Genomic DNA, 18,929 nt, shown 5'->3' with positions numbered 1-18,929 from the left:
TTTTGATCCTTTCAGTGAGATCGTCAAGCGATCTGTCTTAACTGATCGGCATTAGCCTATACGGCCTCGTTTTTTATGCCCACTTATGCCCACTCCCGCCGGGTAGATTTCTCTGGCGTCCAGCTCGAATTCTGGTTGCTCAATTCCCCTTCTGCAAATTTCCACCCAACGCCATGCTCACAAGCCAATTGAGGCTGCACCATGGCTGTCACGCCAACTTGCCACCGGCTCGCGAGTCGACTGTCGCCTTTCGCTGCCAAACAGGCCCAATCAGTACAAAATACCAAGATATGAAAAATAAACAGACCAAATCACTGGATCCCCCCGAAAGCCAGCGGACGCTTATCACAAAGTCTAAGAAAATGTGTCCCAGTTAACAGTTGCGTTATCCATGTCAGTGTGGTCTGATCCGCACGCGCTATCACAGCTTGATTAATTGAACCTTGATGGCCGACACAAAAACTGCCCACGTCCCCCAGGGCAGACGAACATAAAATCAGCAGTTGGAATTGCATTTATGCTCTATACCTTTCTTATCATACTGGCGGTGCTGGCACTGCTGAGTATCATTTTTGAAGAGGTGACTCACCTCAACAAAGCCAAAACGACTCTGTTTTTCGGTTGTATCTCCTGGATAGCTCTGTTCATGTCTGCCGGCGACCCCGGCCATGAAAAGCTGGTAGAGCATCAACTCAATGAAAACCTGCTGGAAATCGCGACGCTCTGGCTGTTTTTGATGTCGACCATGACCTTTGTGGCCTACCTCAACGCCAAGGGCATGATCCAAATTTTAGTGCAGAAGCTGTTTCCGCAACGGGTGAGCACCCGGATGCTGATGCTGCAAGTCGCCCTGTTTTCCCTGGTATTGTCGGCCATCTGTGACAACGTCACCGCTACCTTGGTCTCTCTGGGACTGCTGACCACCTTCAAGCTCGACAAACAGATGCGTCGCCGGATGGCGGTATTGATTATCTTTGCCGTCAACTCAGGAGGAGTTTCTCTGATAACGGGTGACGTCACTACCCTGATGATCTTCCTCGGCGGCCATGTGCATATGTCAGAGCTGTTGATGTTGGTGCTGCCGGCGGCGTTCAGCGTGATGTTGCTGGCAATACTCTTCTCCCTCAATGCCAAGGGCGAGGTGTCCACCACACCTATTCGTCAAAGTTACGAGACAGTGGATGTGCTGATCGCCATCATCTTCTTCACCACCATATTGATGACCATGGCACTGAATATTCTGTTTGCCATTCCCCCCGTGCTGACTTTCCTCACCGGGTTGTCAATCATGTTCCTGGTGGGCCACACAGCCCGTAACGACAAAGAAGAGCTGCAGATCCTCGAGTATATCCGCCAAGTGGAATACGACACCTTGCTGTTCTTCCTCGGGATCCTCTTGTTGGTGGGTATGCTCAAAGAGATAGGCACGCTGGATCTGCTGGCCCAGGTCTACGCCCGTCACGACCCCAACATTTCCAACTTTGTCACAGGTATGGGCTCGGCGGTATTGGATAACGTGCCACTGACCGCGGCACTTTTGAAAGCCGCACCGCAACTGACCACACCAGAGTGGCTCGGCCTGACCTACGCAGTAGGTGTTGGTGGCTCTCTGCTGGTAATAGGTTCGGCGGCCGGGATCATCGCCATGAGCAAGGTCAAAGAGCTGACTTTTGTCTCCTACCTCAAGTATGTTCCGGCGCTGCTGCTGTGCTACTCGGTGGGCTATGCTCTGACGCTGCTACTGGGTAACTACTTCTACGGCATTTGATATCTATGTCGGCGATAACGGCTCAATCAAGGAGCAAGTGGCTCATAGCCACAAGCGTACGACTAATCCAAGTTGGAATTGATTACCTGCCAAGCTCGGCACGGAAAGGTTAACTGGTTTCTTTATCTATTCTATTTGTTGCAAGAGCCAGAGTTACAGAAGAATACAAGAGATACCTTGATAAGCAAGAAGCCACCTGTTTAGCAGGTGGCTTCTTTATGCCCGGAATTCCCCTGTTTACCAACTGCGCATCTTATGGCCTTTCAGCGCATAGAAGAGAATAAACAGATAACAGGGCAAGCCTATCCAGTAACCCAACTGCACATTGTCGCTGAAGTGGGCGATCTTGCCGAATATCAGCGGCAGTATGGCGCCACCTGAAATACCCATGATCAGCAGCGCCGAGCCCTGGGCCGTGTACTTGCCCAGCCCTTCCAGCGCCAGCGGCCACACAGAGGGCCAAACCAGAGCGTGAGCCAGGCCCATCATGGCTACGAAGGTGACTGTATCCGGAATAGTTGGAATACCGCTCCACCCCCACAGCAGCGACGAGATAGCATGGCTCTCGGCCGATGAGAAGATGATACCAAAGATGCAAGCAATACCCGCCAAGGCCGAGGCGAGTAAAGCCTTTTCCTGGCTGATAAAACGTGGAATACAACTAACCCCCAAAAGGTAGCCGATAACCATAAACACCATGGTGTAGGAGGTCAGGGATGCGAAATTGTTGACCTCGAGGCTGGCACCATAGAGGCCTATGGTATCACCGGCAATCACTTCAACCCCCACATAGGCAAAGATGGCTATGGCGCCCAGGATCACCTGAGGGAAATGCACTATACCGCTCTTGTCGGCGTGCTCTCCCTCTTCTCCCTCGAAGGCGATTTCCGGCAAAGCAGAAAACTTCACCAGTGCGATCAGTACCACAAGCGCCAGCGTCATATAGATATAGGGCATCACCAGACGCGAAGACAGTTCGCTTATTTGGGCTTCTCGCTCGGCCGGGGCCATGGCAGCCAGATGCCCGGCGGTGAACCCTTCCAGATCAGCCAATACCAAAGCGGTAAACAGGATAGGCACTATCACCCCGGCGCCCTTGTTAATCAGCCCCATGATGGAGATCCGCATGGCGGCGCTCTCCTTCGGACCAATATGCACCACATAGGGGTTGGATGCCGTCTGCAAAATAGTAAGGCCTGTTCCCAGTACAAAAAGCGCCAGCAGGAACATTAAAAAATTGGCGCTGAAGGCGGCGGGAATAAACAGCACAGAGCCAACTGCCATGATCCCCAGCCCCACTGCCATGCCATTGCGATAGCCGGTGCGGCGCAGGATCGACGACATGGGCAGCGCCATCACGGTATAGGCGATGTAGAAGGCAAAGGTGACAAACAGTGCCTGAAACTCATTGAGCTCACAGATGATTTGCAGAAAAGGGATCAATGAACCATTCAACCAGGTCACAAATCCAAAGATGAAAAACAGCGCACCTACGATAGTCATAGGCAGAAAACTGCTTCTTGAGGCTGCGTCAGCCGGGGTAGCAACTGTCATGTTCATAAACCTGCTTCTTATAGTAATTTATTGTTTGGCAACCAAATTTATCGGCGCCCCATCCATCTTGAGTGGTGTTTAACCCTTGAAACCTTGATGCCGCGGCAGCTTTATACACGGCTTTGTTTCAATAAAGTTACGTCATAATAACAAAAAAGACAACGCTGTCATTAATTTTAAACCAGGCATATGGCCACTTGTTAGGCGAGCTAACCTCAAACCCGAATAAACAACTGCCTGCGATACATCCACCAGAGCAGCAACCATTGCACCCCGAGCATGGCCAATACACCAAGCAATGGCTGCCAGTTCTCGGGGGCGCTATTGATAAAACCGCCAAGCAGACTTTCGCTGCTATAGCGCCACTGAACCAGACTGGAAGCGAGATAGATGATGATGGCGTTGCAACCAATCACCACAAAGGGGAAACCCAACCAACGCAGCCCAAGCACATCGATAACGGCGTAAAACAGTGCCAGCAGCAACAGGCTCCAGCCGCTGCTCACCAGCACAAAACTGCTGGTCCAGAGATCTTTATTAACCGGGATCAGAGGATTAAGCAGCCAGCCAAGCCCCAAACAAACAAGCCCGGCCAGACACAGCAAACCTACCCTGCCCCAGGCTGAAAAACTTTGCTGCTGCAAAAAGCGGCCCACAAACACACCGGCCAAAGCATTGACCACTGCGGGAAGGGTCGATAACAGGCCTTCCGGATCATAAGGCTTATGTTGGTAGCTGATCCCGGGCAGGAAATGACTGTCTACCCAAGCGTTGATGGAACCGGCGGCGCTGAAGTCCCCGGCACTGCCACCCGGGACAGGCAGCCACAGCTGCACCATGGCGTATCCCAGCAAGACAGCGACTGCAACATAGATCTGGGTTCTGAGCCCTGTGTGCCATACCAGCATGGCGGCAAAAAACCAGGCGAAGGCGATACGCCCCAAGACGCTGGCATAGCGTATCTCATCCAGGGCCGCCGGCATGCCCGTCCCCCAGCCGTGATTGTAGAGCACGCCAAAAAACAGCAGTAAAGCCAAACGCTTAACTGCGTGCTTATATTTGGGAAGTCGCTCGGCAAACGCCAACTTGTCCAGACGCTTGGGAGACAAACCCAGGGCAACGCCGGAGAGGAAGATAAACAGCGGGAAGATAAGATCGTAGAAGGTAAAACCATGCCAACTGCTATGGTGCATCTGGCCATCAAACCAACGCCAGCCACTCCAAGTAGTCAGCAGCAAGAGGGCGGCAAACAGCGCTTCACCGCCGAGGATCCAGAACATGTCAAAGCCCCGCAGCGCATCGAGCGACATCAGCCTGGGCTTGTTGGCGGTCTCAGCTACCGCCGCTATCTTTTCAGTCATAGGGCTTCCCTGTTGTTATTATCTTTATCCGGGTAAAAGCTGCACTGCTTATGTGAAGAGGGTTAATCGCATTCTTGGCGCAACGGCTTATTTCAGCATACTCTTTCCTCGGCGGCGTAAACCAATTGACCGCCGATATAGGTGCTTTGCACCTTGAGTTCATTATCGAGCACCAGAAAATCGGCACGTTTGCCCGCAGCCAAGTGGCCCTGCTGCTCAAGCCCAAGAAATGCCGCCGGATACTCGCTCGCCATCCGCATGGATTCTTCAACACTGAGCCCCAGCAGAGAGACAGCGTTTCGCACCGCGGTATTCATATCCAGCACACATCCGGCCAGCTCTCCTGTGATGGCGTTGAGTCTGTCGCCCTGGCGTAGCACCTGCTGACCAAAGAGCTCAAAACCGGCATCTTGATCCAACCCCACAGGTGGCATGGAGTCCGTCACCAAGAGCATCTTGCCTTTGGCCTTGGCGCGGATAGCCACCTTGGCTGCGGCCGGATGCACATGGTGACCATCGACAATAAGGCCACACCAACTGGCCTCGTCCTCTATGGCGGCGCCCACCATACCCGGCGCTCTGGAGCCCAAGGGCGACATGGCGTTGTAGAGGTGAGTAAAACCGCTGGCACCGGCCGCCAGAGCCAAACGCACGGTATCATAATCGGCATTGGAGTGACCAAGACAAACACGGACACCGGCCTCGACCAAGGCACTGATAACCTCAGGCGCCACATTTTCCGGCGCCAGGGTCACCAAGCGAACTCCCAAGTCCTGACGGCTGAACAGTGCCAGCTCGGCATCGGAAATTCGGCGGATATATTGCTGTGGATGCACGCCTTTCTTCGGCACAGACAAGTGCGGCCCCTCAAAATGTATCCCCAACACCCCTGTGCTTTGCCTGGCTATCGCCTCGGCCACCGCATCGGCCGCGCGGTTCATCACCTCGATTCTGTCGCTGATCAGGGTCGGCAAAAAGCCTGTGGTGCCGAACCTGGCGTGGGCCCGGCCTATGGTTGCGATACACTCGAGCGTAGGCTCGCCGTTAAACAGCGCGCCGCCACCGCCATTGACCTGCACATCGATAAACCCGGGTACGACCAGGCCTTGCAGGCGGATAACATCTGAACCTGCCGCAGAGTCCAAGGCCTGCAGATGGCCGTTCTCCACGGCAAAGCTCAGATTGTGATGATATTGGCTGCCATCGAACAAGCGCTCGGCGATAAAGGTTTGCGTCATTCTCTGCTCTCCACTGCGTTATCCAGGTTGGGCACGTCGGCCACTTTAATCAAAGGGGTCGGCTCAAAGGTTTTGGATCAAAGGGTTTGGGTGACTTTCTTAAGCCCGGCCGGTTGATCCGGATCTATGCCTCTGGCTATGGCCACAGCGGCCACATCGATATAAAAACGCTGCAGCAATGCCAGAGGCGCCACTCTGGGATGAACCTCATTGGCGGTTTGCTTGAGGTGAACCAACTCAGCGCCTCGGCGCCCGACTTCGGCTATCTGCTCAAGATGGCTGGCATAGGATTCATCGGCCACACAGACATCGACTATTTTGAGCTGGTTCTCCACCAGGGTCACAGGGCCGTGAAGAAACTCGGCGCTGGAGAAGGCCTCGGCATGGATAGCACAGACTTCCTTGAGTTTGAGCGCTATCTCTTTACTGATGGCATAACCCAGTCCTCGTCCCAGCACTACCAGGTTGTTGCTGCCCTGCAAAGATTCGGCAGTCAGTTGCGGTTCTGCATCCACAGCCGCCTGCAGCGCCTGGGGCAATTCATCTATGGCACGGGCCAACTCAGGGCTCTGGGTCCAGGCAGCGGCCAGTTGCAGCAGCGCCGACAGGGTAGCCAAATAGCTCTTGGTGGCGGCCACCGCCTGCTCCTCTCCGGCGCGCAGCGGCAATACAAGATCGACTATGTCCTTAATGGGGGCGGTTTCATCATTGACCAGCGCCACGCAAAAGGCACCGGCTTCGCGGGCCATCTTGGCCTGGGCCAGAATATCCGGGCTGCGTCCCGACTGAGAGATGACTATCACCAGGCCACCGGCCAACTGCAAGCGCTTGCCATAGACACTGGCCACCGAAGGCGCGGCGGCAAAAGTAGGCACACCGGCCTCTATTTCAAACAGATACTTGGCAAATACCCCGGCGTGATCGGAAGAGCCGCGACCCACAATCATCACAAACTTGGGCGCAAACTCGCGCAGCCGCTGCCCCAGTTTCCGGGTTAACTGGTCATTGGCCTGCAACTGGTTGGCAATCTTCTCGGGAGCACTGCGAGCCTCGCGCTCCATTATGGTATGGGTCATGGTTTCACCTTTGCTAAGTCGTATGCGCCGGCATCGGCCGGACGGGCTGAAAATTGCGAGTGTTGGTGCATGGCAAAGTGCACGGCACCGATTTCCGGTGGCGCCAACACGGGGGCGATTCGTTCGACCACATCGTCGGCCAGCCAGGGCCTGAGCGGCTCGGCCAGGCCGCCTATCATGGCAAATCGCGGCGGATTAAGTTCAAACAGGCGCCGTGCCAACCGGCTGATATAGTCGGCACCTTCGCTGACAATAGCGGTAGCGGTATCATCGCCCTCGGCCGCACAGGACAGCACTATTCTCGCCAGGGCGGCATAACAACTGGAGGAGCGTCCGGCGAGGTTTTCCACTATCCCCAGGGCATCTGTCACCCCGAAATGGGCCAGCAGTTTGGCGCCAAGGGCTGTTTGCGGCGCAAAACCATCGAGCGATAACAACACCTGCTCCGCGGCTTTCAAGCCCATCCAGGAACCACTGCCCTTATCGCCCAGAGCAAAACCATGACCACCGAGAGACAATTGCCGTTCACCCACATGGGCATAACCACAGGAGCCTGTGCCTGTGATGATGACGGCACCCTCTTCCCCCTGGTGGGCGCCTATGCAGGCGGTATGCAGATCTGTGGTCAGGTACATGGCCGCAAAGGGATGCCGCCAATCGAGGATCTCCTGATAAAGCCTGGGAATATTGACACCGGCAAGCCCGAGACCGGCCACCATATTGGCGCAATCGGCTTGCTGCAGACCGGCATCGGCCAGGGCCAAACCTGTAGCACTTATGATGGAGTCGAAAGTTTGGCTCAGACCGTGCAAAGGATTGGCCCGACCGGCAACTCCGGTTCCCAGCACACCCTTTTGCCGGCAGTAGACAGTTGCCCGGCACTTACTGCCGCCGCCGTCTATCCCTATATACACTTGTGTATCCGGTGTCGGGTTTCCCCCCATGGCAGACCTCTTTCTGTTTCTTTTATGGTCACGGCGCAATCTGGCGCGGCGGAACACTGACAAATCGCTGCAGTAAGGCGCCTTTCAGGATTAACCCCGGTGACATTCCACTGAGCGGACTCAAGTTAAAGCTATCGTTAACCATGTGGTTAAACTAATGTTACATTACAAATGACAGCGTTGTCATTTTATTTTTCATCAGCGGAGATAAATCGACTCATGGCTAGGCCTCAGACTTAATTAATGCATTGAAAATTAACCAATAAATATTCAGTAAGCCACTATCTTTGAGCGACTCGGGCGTCCTTCACCACTCTCAAACGCCACTCAAGCATTAAAAACCGGGCATTAAAAACCAGGGATTAAAAATAAGTCAGGCAGCGTGGGCTGGCGTTATCTGTTAACGCCAGCCCACATCCGTACCTGCTTAAAGACTAATTCAGTGGCTGAACCCGGCCGTAGCGGCGGCCATCGGGCGAAACACTGCGAAGCTCAAGCGGCGCAGCAATTGCCACAGGGCCGCGATACTCCTGCCATTCAGCTCCTGGTCGGCGATATTGGATCTTGAGCCCGGGAAAGATGATATTGGCCTCAAGCTTGCCACCCTTGATTCTGCCGCCCGGCAGCGGCAAACGGTAATGCACCCCGGCCTTATCCAGCTTGGCCAACTCCTTATGCCCCAGGATGTTGGCCAGTCGATGCCAATCCTCTGCCTGCGCCTGTCGCTGCTCGGCACCGAAATAACCGGAATCCTGGCTGTAACTTGCCCCCTGATGCCGGTAAGCCAGTTCCCAGTCCGGCTTATGCCAGGCCTTTTCCGCCAAAACCAAGAGGCGAGGGAAAATCATATAGGCTGCGGTCGTGTCGCTGCGAATCGTCTCGCTCCAGAGTTGCCCCTGCAGGCCAACAAAGCCCCTGCCCGGCGCCATTGGGCCGCTGAGACGCTTTCCTTGTGGGCTGAGTTGCTCTGTGTCATCGGCGACAAAAGGCCTGGCCTCAATATCGCCCCACTGCTCGGCATTGGCCGGCAGGTTATCCGGCATAAAGCTGTGCAACTTGCGACTGTTGCTGCTGCGACTGGCCCAGTAATAGCCGGGCTCTTTCGGATCGGCCGCCGGCGGCATATCGAAATAGAGTACTTCCGGGTTGGACAGTACAGTATCCCAGCCGAGATTGGCTTGGGCATGCGCCCGCTTGAAGCCGCCGTGGGCGACTATGTCCCAGATATTACTTTGCACCGGGCTCGGCATATTGGCCGGGTTGACGTGACTCATGCCATCGCTCCAACCGGCAGCCTCTATGCCGCGCTCGGCCAGCATCTGCGATACCCGCTCAATAAAGTAGGCGCCGAGGGCAGATTTGTCGGCCACCCGCTGCGAATTGGCCGCAATAAAGCGTTCACAGGCCGGCGAGTCGAGCCAGGCACCGGCGGTCTCATCGGCACCTATGTGGTATCGCTTAAGCGGTACTCCGGCGGCCTGATGCAGCTTGGCAATTTCATCTATCACCTTGGCGACAAAGGTGTAACTGGACTCCATACAGACATTGAGCGTGTTGTCGTTGTAATACTGAATAGAGCTGTAGACAGTAGCATCCTCGGGATCCGCCAGCAGGTATTGGCTGGTGGCCTGACTGTCGCCCTGAGCCAATAGCTTGCGGCTACGTGCCTGCATCGATTTGATGGCGGCGCGGGAGTGCCCCGGCATATCCATCGATGGGATCACCTGGATCTGTCTTGCGGCGGCAAACTTGAGAATATCTATATAGTCCTGGGTCGTGTAGTACCCGTTGACCTGAGTCTCAGGATTGGGGCCACTGCCCAGTTGCGGCAGCAAACAGCGGTTTTCATCGAGATCGTGGCAGCGCTTGCTGCCAATCTCGGTCAGCTCCGGCAGACCGGGGATCTGCAGGCGCCAGCCTTCATCGTCGGCCATGTGCAGATGCAATACGTTAAGTTTATAGGCCGCCATCTGCTCCAGCAGGCTCAGCACAAACGCCTTGGAGTGGAAGTTGCGGCCAACATCCAGATGCATACCGCGAAACGGGTATCTGGGGCCGTCTTGAATGCGCAGCTGTGGCAGTGCTATTGATTGGGTATCATCGGCAGGCAACTGCAGCAAGGCGGCAAGACTCGCCAAGCCATAGGAATAACCCGCGGCGTCTGCTGCGGCCAGGTTAATTCCGCCGGCCTCAATCTCGAGTCGATAGTGCTCGCTTTGTCCGCCCTTGAGCGGCAGCAAGTTAAGCGCCAATCCTTGCTCACTCTGGCTGACACCCAGCCTTTGTAGGCGCAAGAGCGCCGCCTTGAGTGATTGCAGCTCGACTCCGGTAGCTATGTGGCTCGGGTTAAGCTTAATCCCGGCATTGAGGGTGACAGGTGTTTGTTCAAGCCAAGTCACTGAATCCGGCTTAGGAATAAGGCTTGCCACCGCAAGGCCGGCATCATCGGGAGTATCGGCATTTTGGCCGAAGACGACACTGGCGGTATCCCAGGGCAGCTTATCCTGTGAGCTGCGGCGATATTGTTTCTCGGCATCCGTGTAAGGCTGCACATAGGGAAGCAACTCAAGCCCGGTATCCGGGTCTTGCTTAACTTCAGTGCTGGCGATGACCTCCGGCTTGAGCCCCTCAACCACCATGTAATAGTTGGGCATGGCATCAATTTCCGACAGCTGCCACAGCTCACCGCGAAAATTGATGATTTCGCTGACACCCTTTTTGAAACCGCCGAAAGCGGCGGTTGGCGTCAGACGATGCAGATCGCCCTGAATATGCTCTATATGAAACTCAGGTGAGGCAACCGAGAGTACCGGACGCATCTGGCTAAAATAGATGGCCCAGTCAGAAGCGCTGAGATCTTCGTCGGGAGTCAGGCGAATTTGCGCCTGGAAACAGCGGCCTTCGGCACGGCTCGGGTCGCAGTTGTCATCCGGCACATTGGACAGCACGGCATATTTCAACTGCAAACTCTGGGCAAAGCTATGCAGCTTATTCTGAGTCAGATCTTCGTTCGAGGCTTTTGACGAAGAACCGGCTTGGCTCTGCCCTGGTTCAGTCCCGGTTGCCGGCGGCTTGTCAGAACAAGCCGTCAGCCCCAAGCTCAAGGCAATGGCTAACGCCGCGATAGTTAACTTCATTCCGTTACTCTCCTGTCCTTATTATTGTTTTCACCATGATGCCATATTCTCTGTCGACTCAAGCAGTGGCTGTCACCTCAACAAGCTATGTTGAGTGACAACCGGGATAAAAAAATGGCCAGGTACTGAAATCAGCACCCAGCCCACTCTAGTTTCCGGGGAGAGACTACAGTATTGAAAACACAGTTGCGCAGCCGCCCGACAGATACTCAACTGTGGAAGGCATGTAAAGGAGACCTCATCCTCGACATGCAGACCTTACAAGACAACATGGCCATGAGAACAATAGTCACACAAATAATGACAACGCTGTCATCGGTAAACATACACAAGTATAAACCTTATTTCTACATTTTTTTGACAATTTTTATTTTCCCAAGCCCCCTTGAAAACAGCGCTTGCGAACATATTTTTAACAATGACATCCAGTTTGACCACTGTTAACATCCGCAGCATGCTTGGGGTCACAAGCCAATAAGTCTCAAGCTGAACTTTTTACTGGTTTGCGGTACTAATACAACCGAAGAAGCGGTTCTGGCGCCGATATTTCAGTGACGATTTATTTTCCGGTGCGTCAGTTGATTGGCTGACGGAACCTCAAATAACAACAAGGATAAAAAGACAATGACAGCACAATACGTCCCGCTCAACAACGGCGCACACAAGGCTCTGAAAGTCACTCCAGGCATAGATTTCAGCGAATTTGAGAAGCACCATATGTTGCCTTTGCTGGTGCAGGAATTTTTGCCTGCCGCCACCAGTTTCCCGATCATTTTCGCCAAGAACAGCCAAAGTGGAGATTTCCAGCCGGTTGCCATCACCTCTCTGAAGCCTGAGAGCAACTGCTTTATCAAGGACAACACCTGGACCCGACGTTACCTGCCAATGCAGTGCCGGATGCAACCTTTTGCCGCCGGAGACTCCAGCCAGGAAAATGTCCTTATCGGTATCGATGTCAACAGCAAGCATGTCAGCGAAGACAAGGGCGAAGCCCTGTTTACCGAAACCGGTGAGCAGACAGAATTCCTGAAAAACCGCATCGAATTTATCGGCAACCTGATTGAGTACCGTGAAATCACCAAGCAGTTCGTCAAGACCCTGACCAGCCATGAATTACTGCAACCCAAGACTCTGACAGTAACCAACAAACAAGGTGAAAAGAGCAATATAGATGGCCTCTATATCGTCGATGAGCAAAAGCTCAATGCCCTGAGCGATGAGGTTAAACTGGAATTTGCCAAGCGCGGCGTCTACTCACCGGTTTATGCTCACCTGTGTTCACTGAACCAAATCGACTTGCTGCTGGATTAATCCACTCATCCCTATTCCGGGGCAATAAAAACGGCGGCCAAAGCAGTAATGCTTGACCGCCGTCTTATTGGATCAGGGGCAGTATGCCCTGTAGGGAATTAAAAGCGCCAACAAACAAGGCCTTGTCAGCCTTCCCTAAACCAAGCCTGAAGCTTGAACCTCAAGGTTAGATGGCCCAGCCGCCCATATAGAACACCACCAGGCCTATAGTGATAACCAACACACCTGGCTTAAGCTTACGCCACTCACCGCTGCAGATACGGCCGATAACCAGGGTCGCAAACCCCAGCATAATGCCTGTGACTATGTTGCAGGAGAGTATGATGAATACCGCGCAAGTCAGTCCCGCCATGGCATCCACCTTGTCATCGAAGTCCAGCTTGGTGACATTGGACAACATCAGCAGTCCCACATACATGAGCGCAGGCGCCGTGGCGTAGGCAGGCACCAAATAAGACAGGGGTGCCAGGAAGATCATCAGCAGGAACAGTACCCCCACCACAGTGGCGGTCAGGCCTGTTTTTCCGCCCGCGGCAGTACCGGCGGCCGATTCAATGTAAACGGCGGCAGGTGCGCCGCCCACCAGACCGGCGAAAATAGAGCTGACAGAATCCGAGGTCAGCGCCTTGCCGCCACCTATGATGTTGTCGTCCTTATCCAGCAGATTGGCTTGTCCGGCCACGGCTCTTATGGTGCCTGTGGCATCGAAGATGGCCGTCATCACCAGCGCCAGCACTATCGGCAGCACCACAGGGTTAAGCGCACCCATGATATCCAGCTGGCCAATCAAAGAGCCTTCTGCGCCTAAGTCGGGTATGGCAAACACGCCTTTGAACTCCACATTGGGGTCAAACAGCAAACCAAACACTGACAGAGCGATGATCACCAACAGAATGCCGCCCGGTACCCGGCGACGCTCGAGTCCGATAGTGGCAGCCAGCCCCACGACAGTGGCGATCACCGGCAAGCTGTGGATATCGCCGAGCTTGACCGGCAAACCGGTATCATTGGCCACAATCAGTTGCACACTGTTAGTGGCAATCAGCAGCAAAAACAGGCCGATACCTATCCCTGTACCATGGGCAATCCCCTTGGGCAGGTTAGCAAGCACCCACTGGCGAATGCCGGTAACGCTCACCAGGGTAAAGACGATACCCATAAGGAAAATCGCTCCCAGGGTGACAGGCAGGCTCATGCCCTGCCCCAGCACCAAACTGAAGGCGGTAAATGCAGTCAGTGAGATGGCGCAGCCTATCGCCATCGGCAGATTGGCCCACAGGCCCATCAGCAATGAGCCGAAGGCGGCAATCAGACAGGTGGCAATAAACACGGAGCCGGGATCAAACCCGGCCTTTCCCAGCATGGAGGGGACAACGATAACTGAGTAAACCATGGCAAGAAACGTGGTCAAACCGGCGATCACTTCCTGGCGGACAGTGCTGCCACGAGCGCTGATATTGAAGAAGCGTTCCAGCCATGATGATGTAGTAGGTACAGCGGTACTTGTCTTTGAAGACATCATAATTATTCTACCTTTTTGATCTCTTTATTCGGGTCAGATGACGCCGGCTACGGCAGGTGAGAGCCCCGCTGGGCGGGTGAGAGATCCACAACAAAACGTGACCTGCAGGTGGTGGGCACCAAGGAGTATCGTCAAACGATGTCCAACGCAGCCTTTGTTGGTCGCGGATAATACTGCAAATTGGCGCCCCCGGCTAAAAAGATTTCGGGATCTGTGGCTCATCCTGAATATGCAGTTGTTCATAACTTTTCATATTTACTCAAATCCCATTCATTGGCAGCGCAATCGTCATTCACATCCTTTCCCTATAGTGGCCCCATCAAGCAAACCCTGCTGCGTTGGAGCAATCACTATGTCTGAGTCCACATCAAGCAAAAAACAGGAACTTATGGCCCACGGCCTGATTATTTTCATGCTGTTTCCGGCCCTGACCATCACAGGTATCAGCCTCTATGGCCTGATCATCTGGATCATGCTGGCCCTCGGCGGCGTCGCCAGTCACTGATACAAGAGAGGATTGAATAGATGAAACGGTTAATAGCAATCTGGCGTACTCTCAACCGCCCAACCAAGTACCTGAGCCTGGGCGCCATCAGCCTGTCGGCCTTTATCATGGGCATTGTTTTTTGGGGCGGCTTCAACACGGCGCTGGAAGCCACCAACACTGAGGCCTTCTGTATCAGTTGCCACTCGATGGAGAGCAATCCCTATCAAGAGCTGCAGCAAACTGTGCATTGGTCGAATCACTCCGGCGTGCGGGCAACCTGCCCTGATTGCCACGTGCCCCACGACTGGAGCCGCAAGATAGCCCGTAAGATGGAAGCATCTCACGATGTCTGGGGCTGGCTGTTCCAAACGGTCAACACTCCGGAAAAATTTGAAGCCAAGCGTCTGGAAATGGCCAGCCGTGAATGGAAACGTTTTGCCCGTGACAACTCCCAGGCCTGTAAAAACTGCCATGACTACAAGTCAATGAAATGGGACGAGATGTCAGCCCTGGCGCAAAAACAGATGAAACAAGCGGCCGAGAAAGATCAGTCCTGTATCGATTGCCACAAGGGCATAGCTCACAAGCTGCCTGATATGGGTACTGCCAGAGCCCCGGAACTGATTGCCGAAGTGGGTTCGGGTGAAACTTCACTGCAACAGGGCGGCAAATATTTCAGCGCCTTGACCAAGCCTCTGTATCTGGATGACAAGAGCACGGAAGAAGCCGGTACTCTGAACGTGGCCACCGAAATCAAGGTGTTGGAGCTCAAGGGCAAGCGGGTCAAAATCGCCATCGATGGCTGGCGTAAAAAGATAGGTGCCGGCCGGGTGATCTACATGGACTTCGGTATCAATATCCTCTCGGCTCAGTTGACCAAGGCCGCCGCCGAAACCGACGGGGTGATCAAGACCTTTGAAGAGAAAGAAGATCCCATGACTGGCCTCAAGTGGCAGCGTGTGGAAGCCGAGATCTGGACCGACAGCGATTATCTGCTGACCGAACTGGCACCACTCTGGGGCTATGCCCGCAGCACTTATGCCTCTAGCTGCAGTGTCTGTCACACCCAGCCCGATGAGCATCACTTCGATGCCAACACCTGGCCGGGCATGTTCCAGGGGATGTTGGCCTTCGTCAACATGGATCAGGACACCCAGGCACTGGTGCAGAAATACCTGCAACAACATTCTTCCACCTTCAGCAAAGAAGAGCACTAAGAGGTTGGCGTTATGAACAGAAGAGACTTTTTAAAAGGCCTGGCCTCCACTTCCGTTGTGGTTGCCGGAAGCAGTTCGGTACTCGCTCCCTTGTCGGCGCTGGCCAAGGGGATGGATGACGGTGATGCCTGGCTGACCACAGGCTCCCACTTCGGTGCATTTCGTATCAAGCGCCGCAACGGGGTTATTGCCGAAGTCAAACCACTGGAGTACGACAAGTATCCCACCGACATGATCCGCGGTATCCGTGGCCTGGTCTATAACCCATCACGGATCCGTTACCCCATGGTGCGGCTCGACTTCCTGCTCAAGGGACACAAGAGCAATACCCATGAACGCGGCGACTTCCGTTTCGTTCGTGTCACCTGGGACAAGGCCTTGACTCTGTTCAAAGAGTCACTGGATATCATTCAAACCCAATACGGCCCATCTGGCCTGCACGCCGGACAAACCGGTTGGCGTGCCACCGGACAGCTGCACTCGAGCACCAGCCATATGCAGCGCGCCATCGCCATGCACGGCAACTTCGTCAAGAAAGTGGGCGACTACTCCACCGGCGCCGGGCAAACGATTATGCCTTATGTGCTGGGCTCTACCGAAGTGTACGCTCAAGGCACCTCCTGGCCGCTGATCCTCGAGCACAGCGATACCATAGTGCTCTGGTCCAACGATCCTTACAAAAACCTGCAGGTGGGCTGGAACGCCGAAACCCACGAGTCCTTCGCCTATCTGGCGCAGCTCAAGGAAAAGGTCAAAGCCGGTAAGATCCGGGTGATCAGCATAGATCCGGTCGAAACCAAGACCCAGGCCTATCTGGGTTGTGAGCAGCTGTATGTCAACCCACAAACAGACGTGGCCTTGATGTTGGGTATCGCCCATGAGATGTACACAGCCAAGCTGCACGATGCCAAGTTTATCGAAGGCTATAGCCTGGGCTTTGAAGAGTTCCTGCCCTACCTCCTGGGTGACAAAGACGGCATCGCCAAGACTCCGGAATGGGCCGAAGCCATCTGTGGCGTCAAGGCTGAAGTCATCCGCGATCTGGCCCGTACCCTGACCAAGGGCCGTACCCAGATCATGATGGGCTGGTGTATTCAGCGTCAGCAACACGGTGAGCAGCCTTACTGGATGGCGGCGGTACTGGCCACCATGATAGGCCAGATAGGCCTGCCTGGCGGTGGTATCAGCTATGGTCACCACTACTCAGGTATCGGCGTACCCGCCACAGGTGCCGCCGCGCCGGGCGCCTTTCCGCGTAACCTGGACGAAGGCCAAAAGCCACTGTTCGACAACAACGACTTCAAGGGTGCCAGCAGCACTATTCCGGTCGCCCGCTGGATAGATGCCATTCTGGAACCCGGCAAGACTATTGATGCCAACGGCAGCAAGGTCACCTATCCGGATATCCGCATGATGGTATTCTCGGGCAACAACCCCTGGAACCACCATCAGGACAGAAACCGTATGAAGCAGGCATTCCGCAAGCTGGAATGCGTGGTCTCCATAGATGTGAACTGGACCGCCACCTGCCGCTTCTCAGACATAGTCTTGCCCGCCTGTACCACCATGGAGCGCAACGATATCGATGTCTACGGTGCCTACGCCGGCCGCGGTATTCTGGCGATGCACAAGATGGTTGAGCCGCTGTTTGAAAGTCTGTCGGACTTTGAGATATTCACCCGCTTTGCCAAAATACTCGGCAAAGAGAAGGAATACACCCGCGGGCTAACCGAAATGGAATGGCTGGAAAAACTCTACAACGAGTGTAAGGCCGCCAACCAGGGCAAGTTTGCCATGCCGGACTTCAACGAGTTCTGGAAGCAGGGTTATGTGCACTTCGGTGAAGGGCAAAACTGGGTCAGACACGCCGACTTCCGTGAGGATCCTGAGATTAACCCCTTGGGTACTCCTTCCGGCCTGATTGAAATCTTCAGCCGTAAGATTGCCCAGTTCGGTTATGATGACTGCCCGGGCCACCCAGTTTGGATGGAAAAATCCGAGCGCAGCCATGGCGGTCCAGGCAGCGATAAGTACCCGGTTTGGCTGCAGTCCTGCCACCCGGACAAGCGCCTGCACTCACAGATGTGTGAGTCCAAGGAATATCGCGAAACCTATACGGTGCAGGGGCGTGAGCCGGTTTACATTAACCCTGAAGATGCCAGGGCCCGCGGTATCAAAGACGGCGATCTGGTGCGGGTGTTCAACGACCGTGGCCAGCTGCTGGCCGGTGCCGTCGTCTCCGGCCGTTTCCCCAAAGGGGTTATCCGGATCCATGAAGGTGCCTGGTATGGGCCGGTCGGCAAAGATGGCAGCGTCGAAGGCGGCGCCGAAATCGGTGCCCTGTGCAGCTATGGTGACCCCAATACCCTGACTCAGGATATAGGTACCTCCAAGCTGGCGCAGGCCTGCTCGGCCTACACTTGCCAGGTGGAGTTTGAAAAATTCACCGGTAAGGCGCCCAAGGTATCCTCCTTCGATGGGCCAATTGAGATAACAATCTAAGGGAAGGTGCGAACAAGTCCCACGAGGACTTATTCGCACCATCACTAATTGCAGATAACTGAGGTAAGCCAATGGAACAGTTAAATCAAGGCAGAGCCATGCTGTACAACTTCCTCTCGGGCCTGTTCGCCCGCGAGTTGAATGCCGAGCGCCTCAGCCAACTGACGGCGCCGGAAAGCAAGGCCTTCTGGCAACAGCTGGGCAGCGATCCCGCCCTCAAGCAAGCAGCCAAGCTGATGGAGCAAAAACTGCTGGCGATTGCCTGGATGCAGGACAGAGACAAGGCGCTGCTGGAGCTGGCGGCAGACTTTTGCGGGCTGTTTCTGGTGGGCAGTAAACAGAGCGCTTCGCCCTATGCCGGCCTCTATCTGCAAGCGGATGAGGATGTCACCCTGTTTGGTGAGCAGCATCAACAGATGCTGGCCTTTTTGCAGCGAAGCCAGCTGCAGCTGAGCGGTGACTTCCCCGAGCCCGCCGACCACCTGGCGGTGATTCTGGCATACCAGGCTCATCTGTGTCTGAACGCCTCGGCATCAACGCAACAGGAGTTTCTGCAAGAGTGCCTGCTCAGTTGGTTGGAACCATTTTGTCAGCGGGTGACCGAATGCGATCGCGGCGGTTTTTATGCCGCGCTCGCGCGCCTGACCCTGGCCTTTGTTCAAAGTGATGCCGAATGGCTGAAAGGCGCCGCAGCGCACTGAGCAAGGCGATTTAGACAAGAGCTAACAAGTACTTGCCTGAATCAAACGTAACACAGCCCCCCTAATCAAAGGGTTAAAGGGTTAAGGAGTCAAAGGGGCAAAGGGCGCCAA

Annotated in this window: 13 protein-coding genes; 6 read left to right on the top strand and 7 right to left on the bottom strand. The window is 54.7% G+C overall.

The window, feature by feature from the left end:
* Window positions 1-517 precede the first annotated feature (517 nt).
* On the top strand, window positions 518-1,768 hold the full coding sequence (gene nhaD, locus CX651_RS04715) for a sodium:proton antiporter NhaD (protein ID WP_039033667.1): 1,251 nt from the start codon (window positions 518-520) through the stop codon (window positions 1,766-1,768).
* Between the two features lie 237 nt (window positions 1,769-2,005).
* On the opposite strand, the gene CX651_RS04710 is transcribed toward nhaD, so the two are convergent.
* From CX651_RS04710 to CX651_RS04685, 6 genes are all read right to left on the bottom strand, one after another.
* A complete protein-coding gene (locus tag CX651_RS04710; protein ID WP_101054059.1) occupies window positions 2,006-3,322 on the bottom strand; it encodes a sugar MFS transporter in 1,317 nt (438 codons plus the stop codon).
* Window positions 3,323-3,537: 215 nt separating this feature from the next.
* A complete protein-coding gene (nagX, locus tag CX651_RS04705; RefSeq protein WP_101054031.1) occupies window positions 3,538-4,683 on the bottom strand; it encodes a transmembrane glucosamine N-acetyltransferase NagX in 1,146 nt (381 codons plus the stop codon).
* A gap of 92 nt (window positions 4,684-4,775) precedes the next feature.
* Complete coding sequence (gene nagA / locus CX651_RS04700; RefSeq protein ID WP_101054028.1) at window positions 4,776-5,921, bottom strand: N-acetylglucosamine-6-phosphate deacetylase; 1,146 nt, start codon at window positions 5,919-5,921, stop codon at window positions 4,776-4,778.
* Window positions 5,922-5,998: 77 nt separating this feature from the next.
* The gene (nagB-II, locus tag CX651_RS04695; RefSeq protein WP_101054025.1) at window positions 5,999-6,997 is read right to left on the bottom strand and encodes a glucosamine-6-phosphate deaminase NagB-II; all 999 of its coding nucleotides are present in this window, start codon (window positions 6,995-6,997) and stop codon (window positions 5,999-6,001) included.
* Entirely contained in the window at window positions 6,994-7,941 is a 948-nt protein-coding gene (gene nagK / locus CX651_RS04690; RefSeq protein WP_101054022.1) for an N-acetylglucosamine kinase, read from the bottom strand. The genes nagB-II and nagK overlap by 4 nt, the downstream gene beginning before the upstream one ends.
* 434 nt (window positions 7,942-8,375) lie before the next feature.
* Window positions 8,376-11,078, bottom strand: coding sequence for a family 20 glycosylhydrolase (locus tag CX651_RS04685; RefSeq protein WP_101054019.1), 2,703 nt, complete (start codon window positions 11,076-11,078; stop codon window positions 8,376-8,378).
* Between the two features lie 624 nt (window positions 11,079-11,702).
* Between CX651_RS04685 and CX651_RS04675 the strand changes: the two genes are divergently transcribed.
* A complete protein-coding gene (locus tag CX651_RS04675; protein WP_025889427.1) occupies window positions 11,703-12,389 on the top strand; it encodes a SapC family protein in 687 nt (228 codons plus the stop codon).
* Between the two features lie 166 nt (window positions 12,390-12,555).
* Here CX651_RS04675 and CX651_RS04670 read toward each other — a convergent pair whose 3' ends face one another.
* Window positions 12,556-13,908: an NCS2 family permease gene (locus CX651_RS04670; RefSeq protein WP_373296818.1), complete on the bottom strand. Its 1,353-nt coding sequence runs from the start codon at window positions 13,906-13,908 to the stop codon at window positions 12,556-12,558.
* Between the two features lie 355 nt (window positions 13,909-14,263).
* Between CX651_RS04670 and CX651_RS04665 the strand changes: the two genes are divergently transcribed.
* The 4 genes from CX651_RS04665 to torD all read left to right on the top strand — a co-directional run bounded on the left by CX651_RS04665 (window position 14,264) and on the right by torD (window position 18,818).
* On the top strand, window positions 14,264-14,416 hold the full coding sequence (locus tag CX651_RS04665) for a nitrate reductase (RefSeq protein ID WP_025009952.1): 153 nt from the start codon (window positions 14,264-14,266) through the stop codon (window positions 14,414-14,416).
* Between the two features lie 20 nt (window positions 14,417-14,436).
* On the top strand, window positions 14,437-15,615 hold the full coding sequence (gene torC / locus CX651_RS04660; protein ID WP_101054012.1) for a pentaheme c-type cytochrome TorC: 1,179 nt from the start codon (window positions 14,437-14,439) through the stop codon (window positions 15,613-15,615).
* Between the two features lie 12 nt (window positions 15,616-15,627).
* On the top strand, window positions 15,628-18,117 hold the full coding sequence (torA, locus tag CX651_RS04655) for a trimethylamine-N-oxide reductase TorA (protein ID WP_101054010.1): 2,490 nt from the start codon (window positions 15,628-15,630) through the stop codon (window positions 18,115-18,117).
* Window positions 18,118-18,188: 71 nt separating this feature from the next.
* Window positions 18,189-18,818 carry a molecular chaperone TorD gene (gene torD / locus CX651_RS04650; RefSeq protein ID WP_101054006.1) on the top strand — a complete coding sequence of 210 codons (630 nt, stop codon included), beginning with the start codon at window positions 18,189-18,191 and terminating at the stop codon, window positions 18,816-18,818.
* Window positions 18,819-18,929: the final 111 nt, after the last annotated feature.

The organism is Shewanella chilikensis, assembly GCF_002836945.1.
Classification (GTDB): domain Bacteria; phylum Pseudomonadota; class Gammaproteobacteria; order Enterobacterales; family Shewanellaceae; genus Shewanella; species Shewanella chilikensis.
The sequence above is the reverse complement of the archived record's forward strand: the minus strand, read 5'-3'. Positions and strand labels throughout refer to the sequence as shown.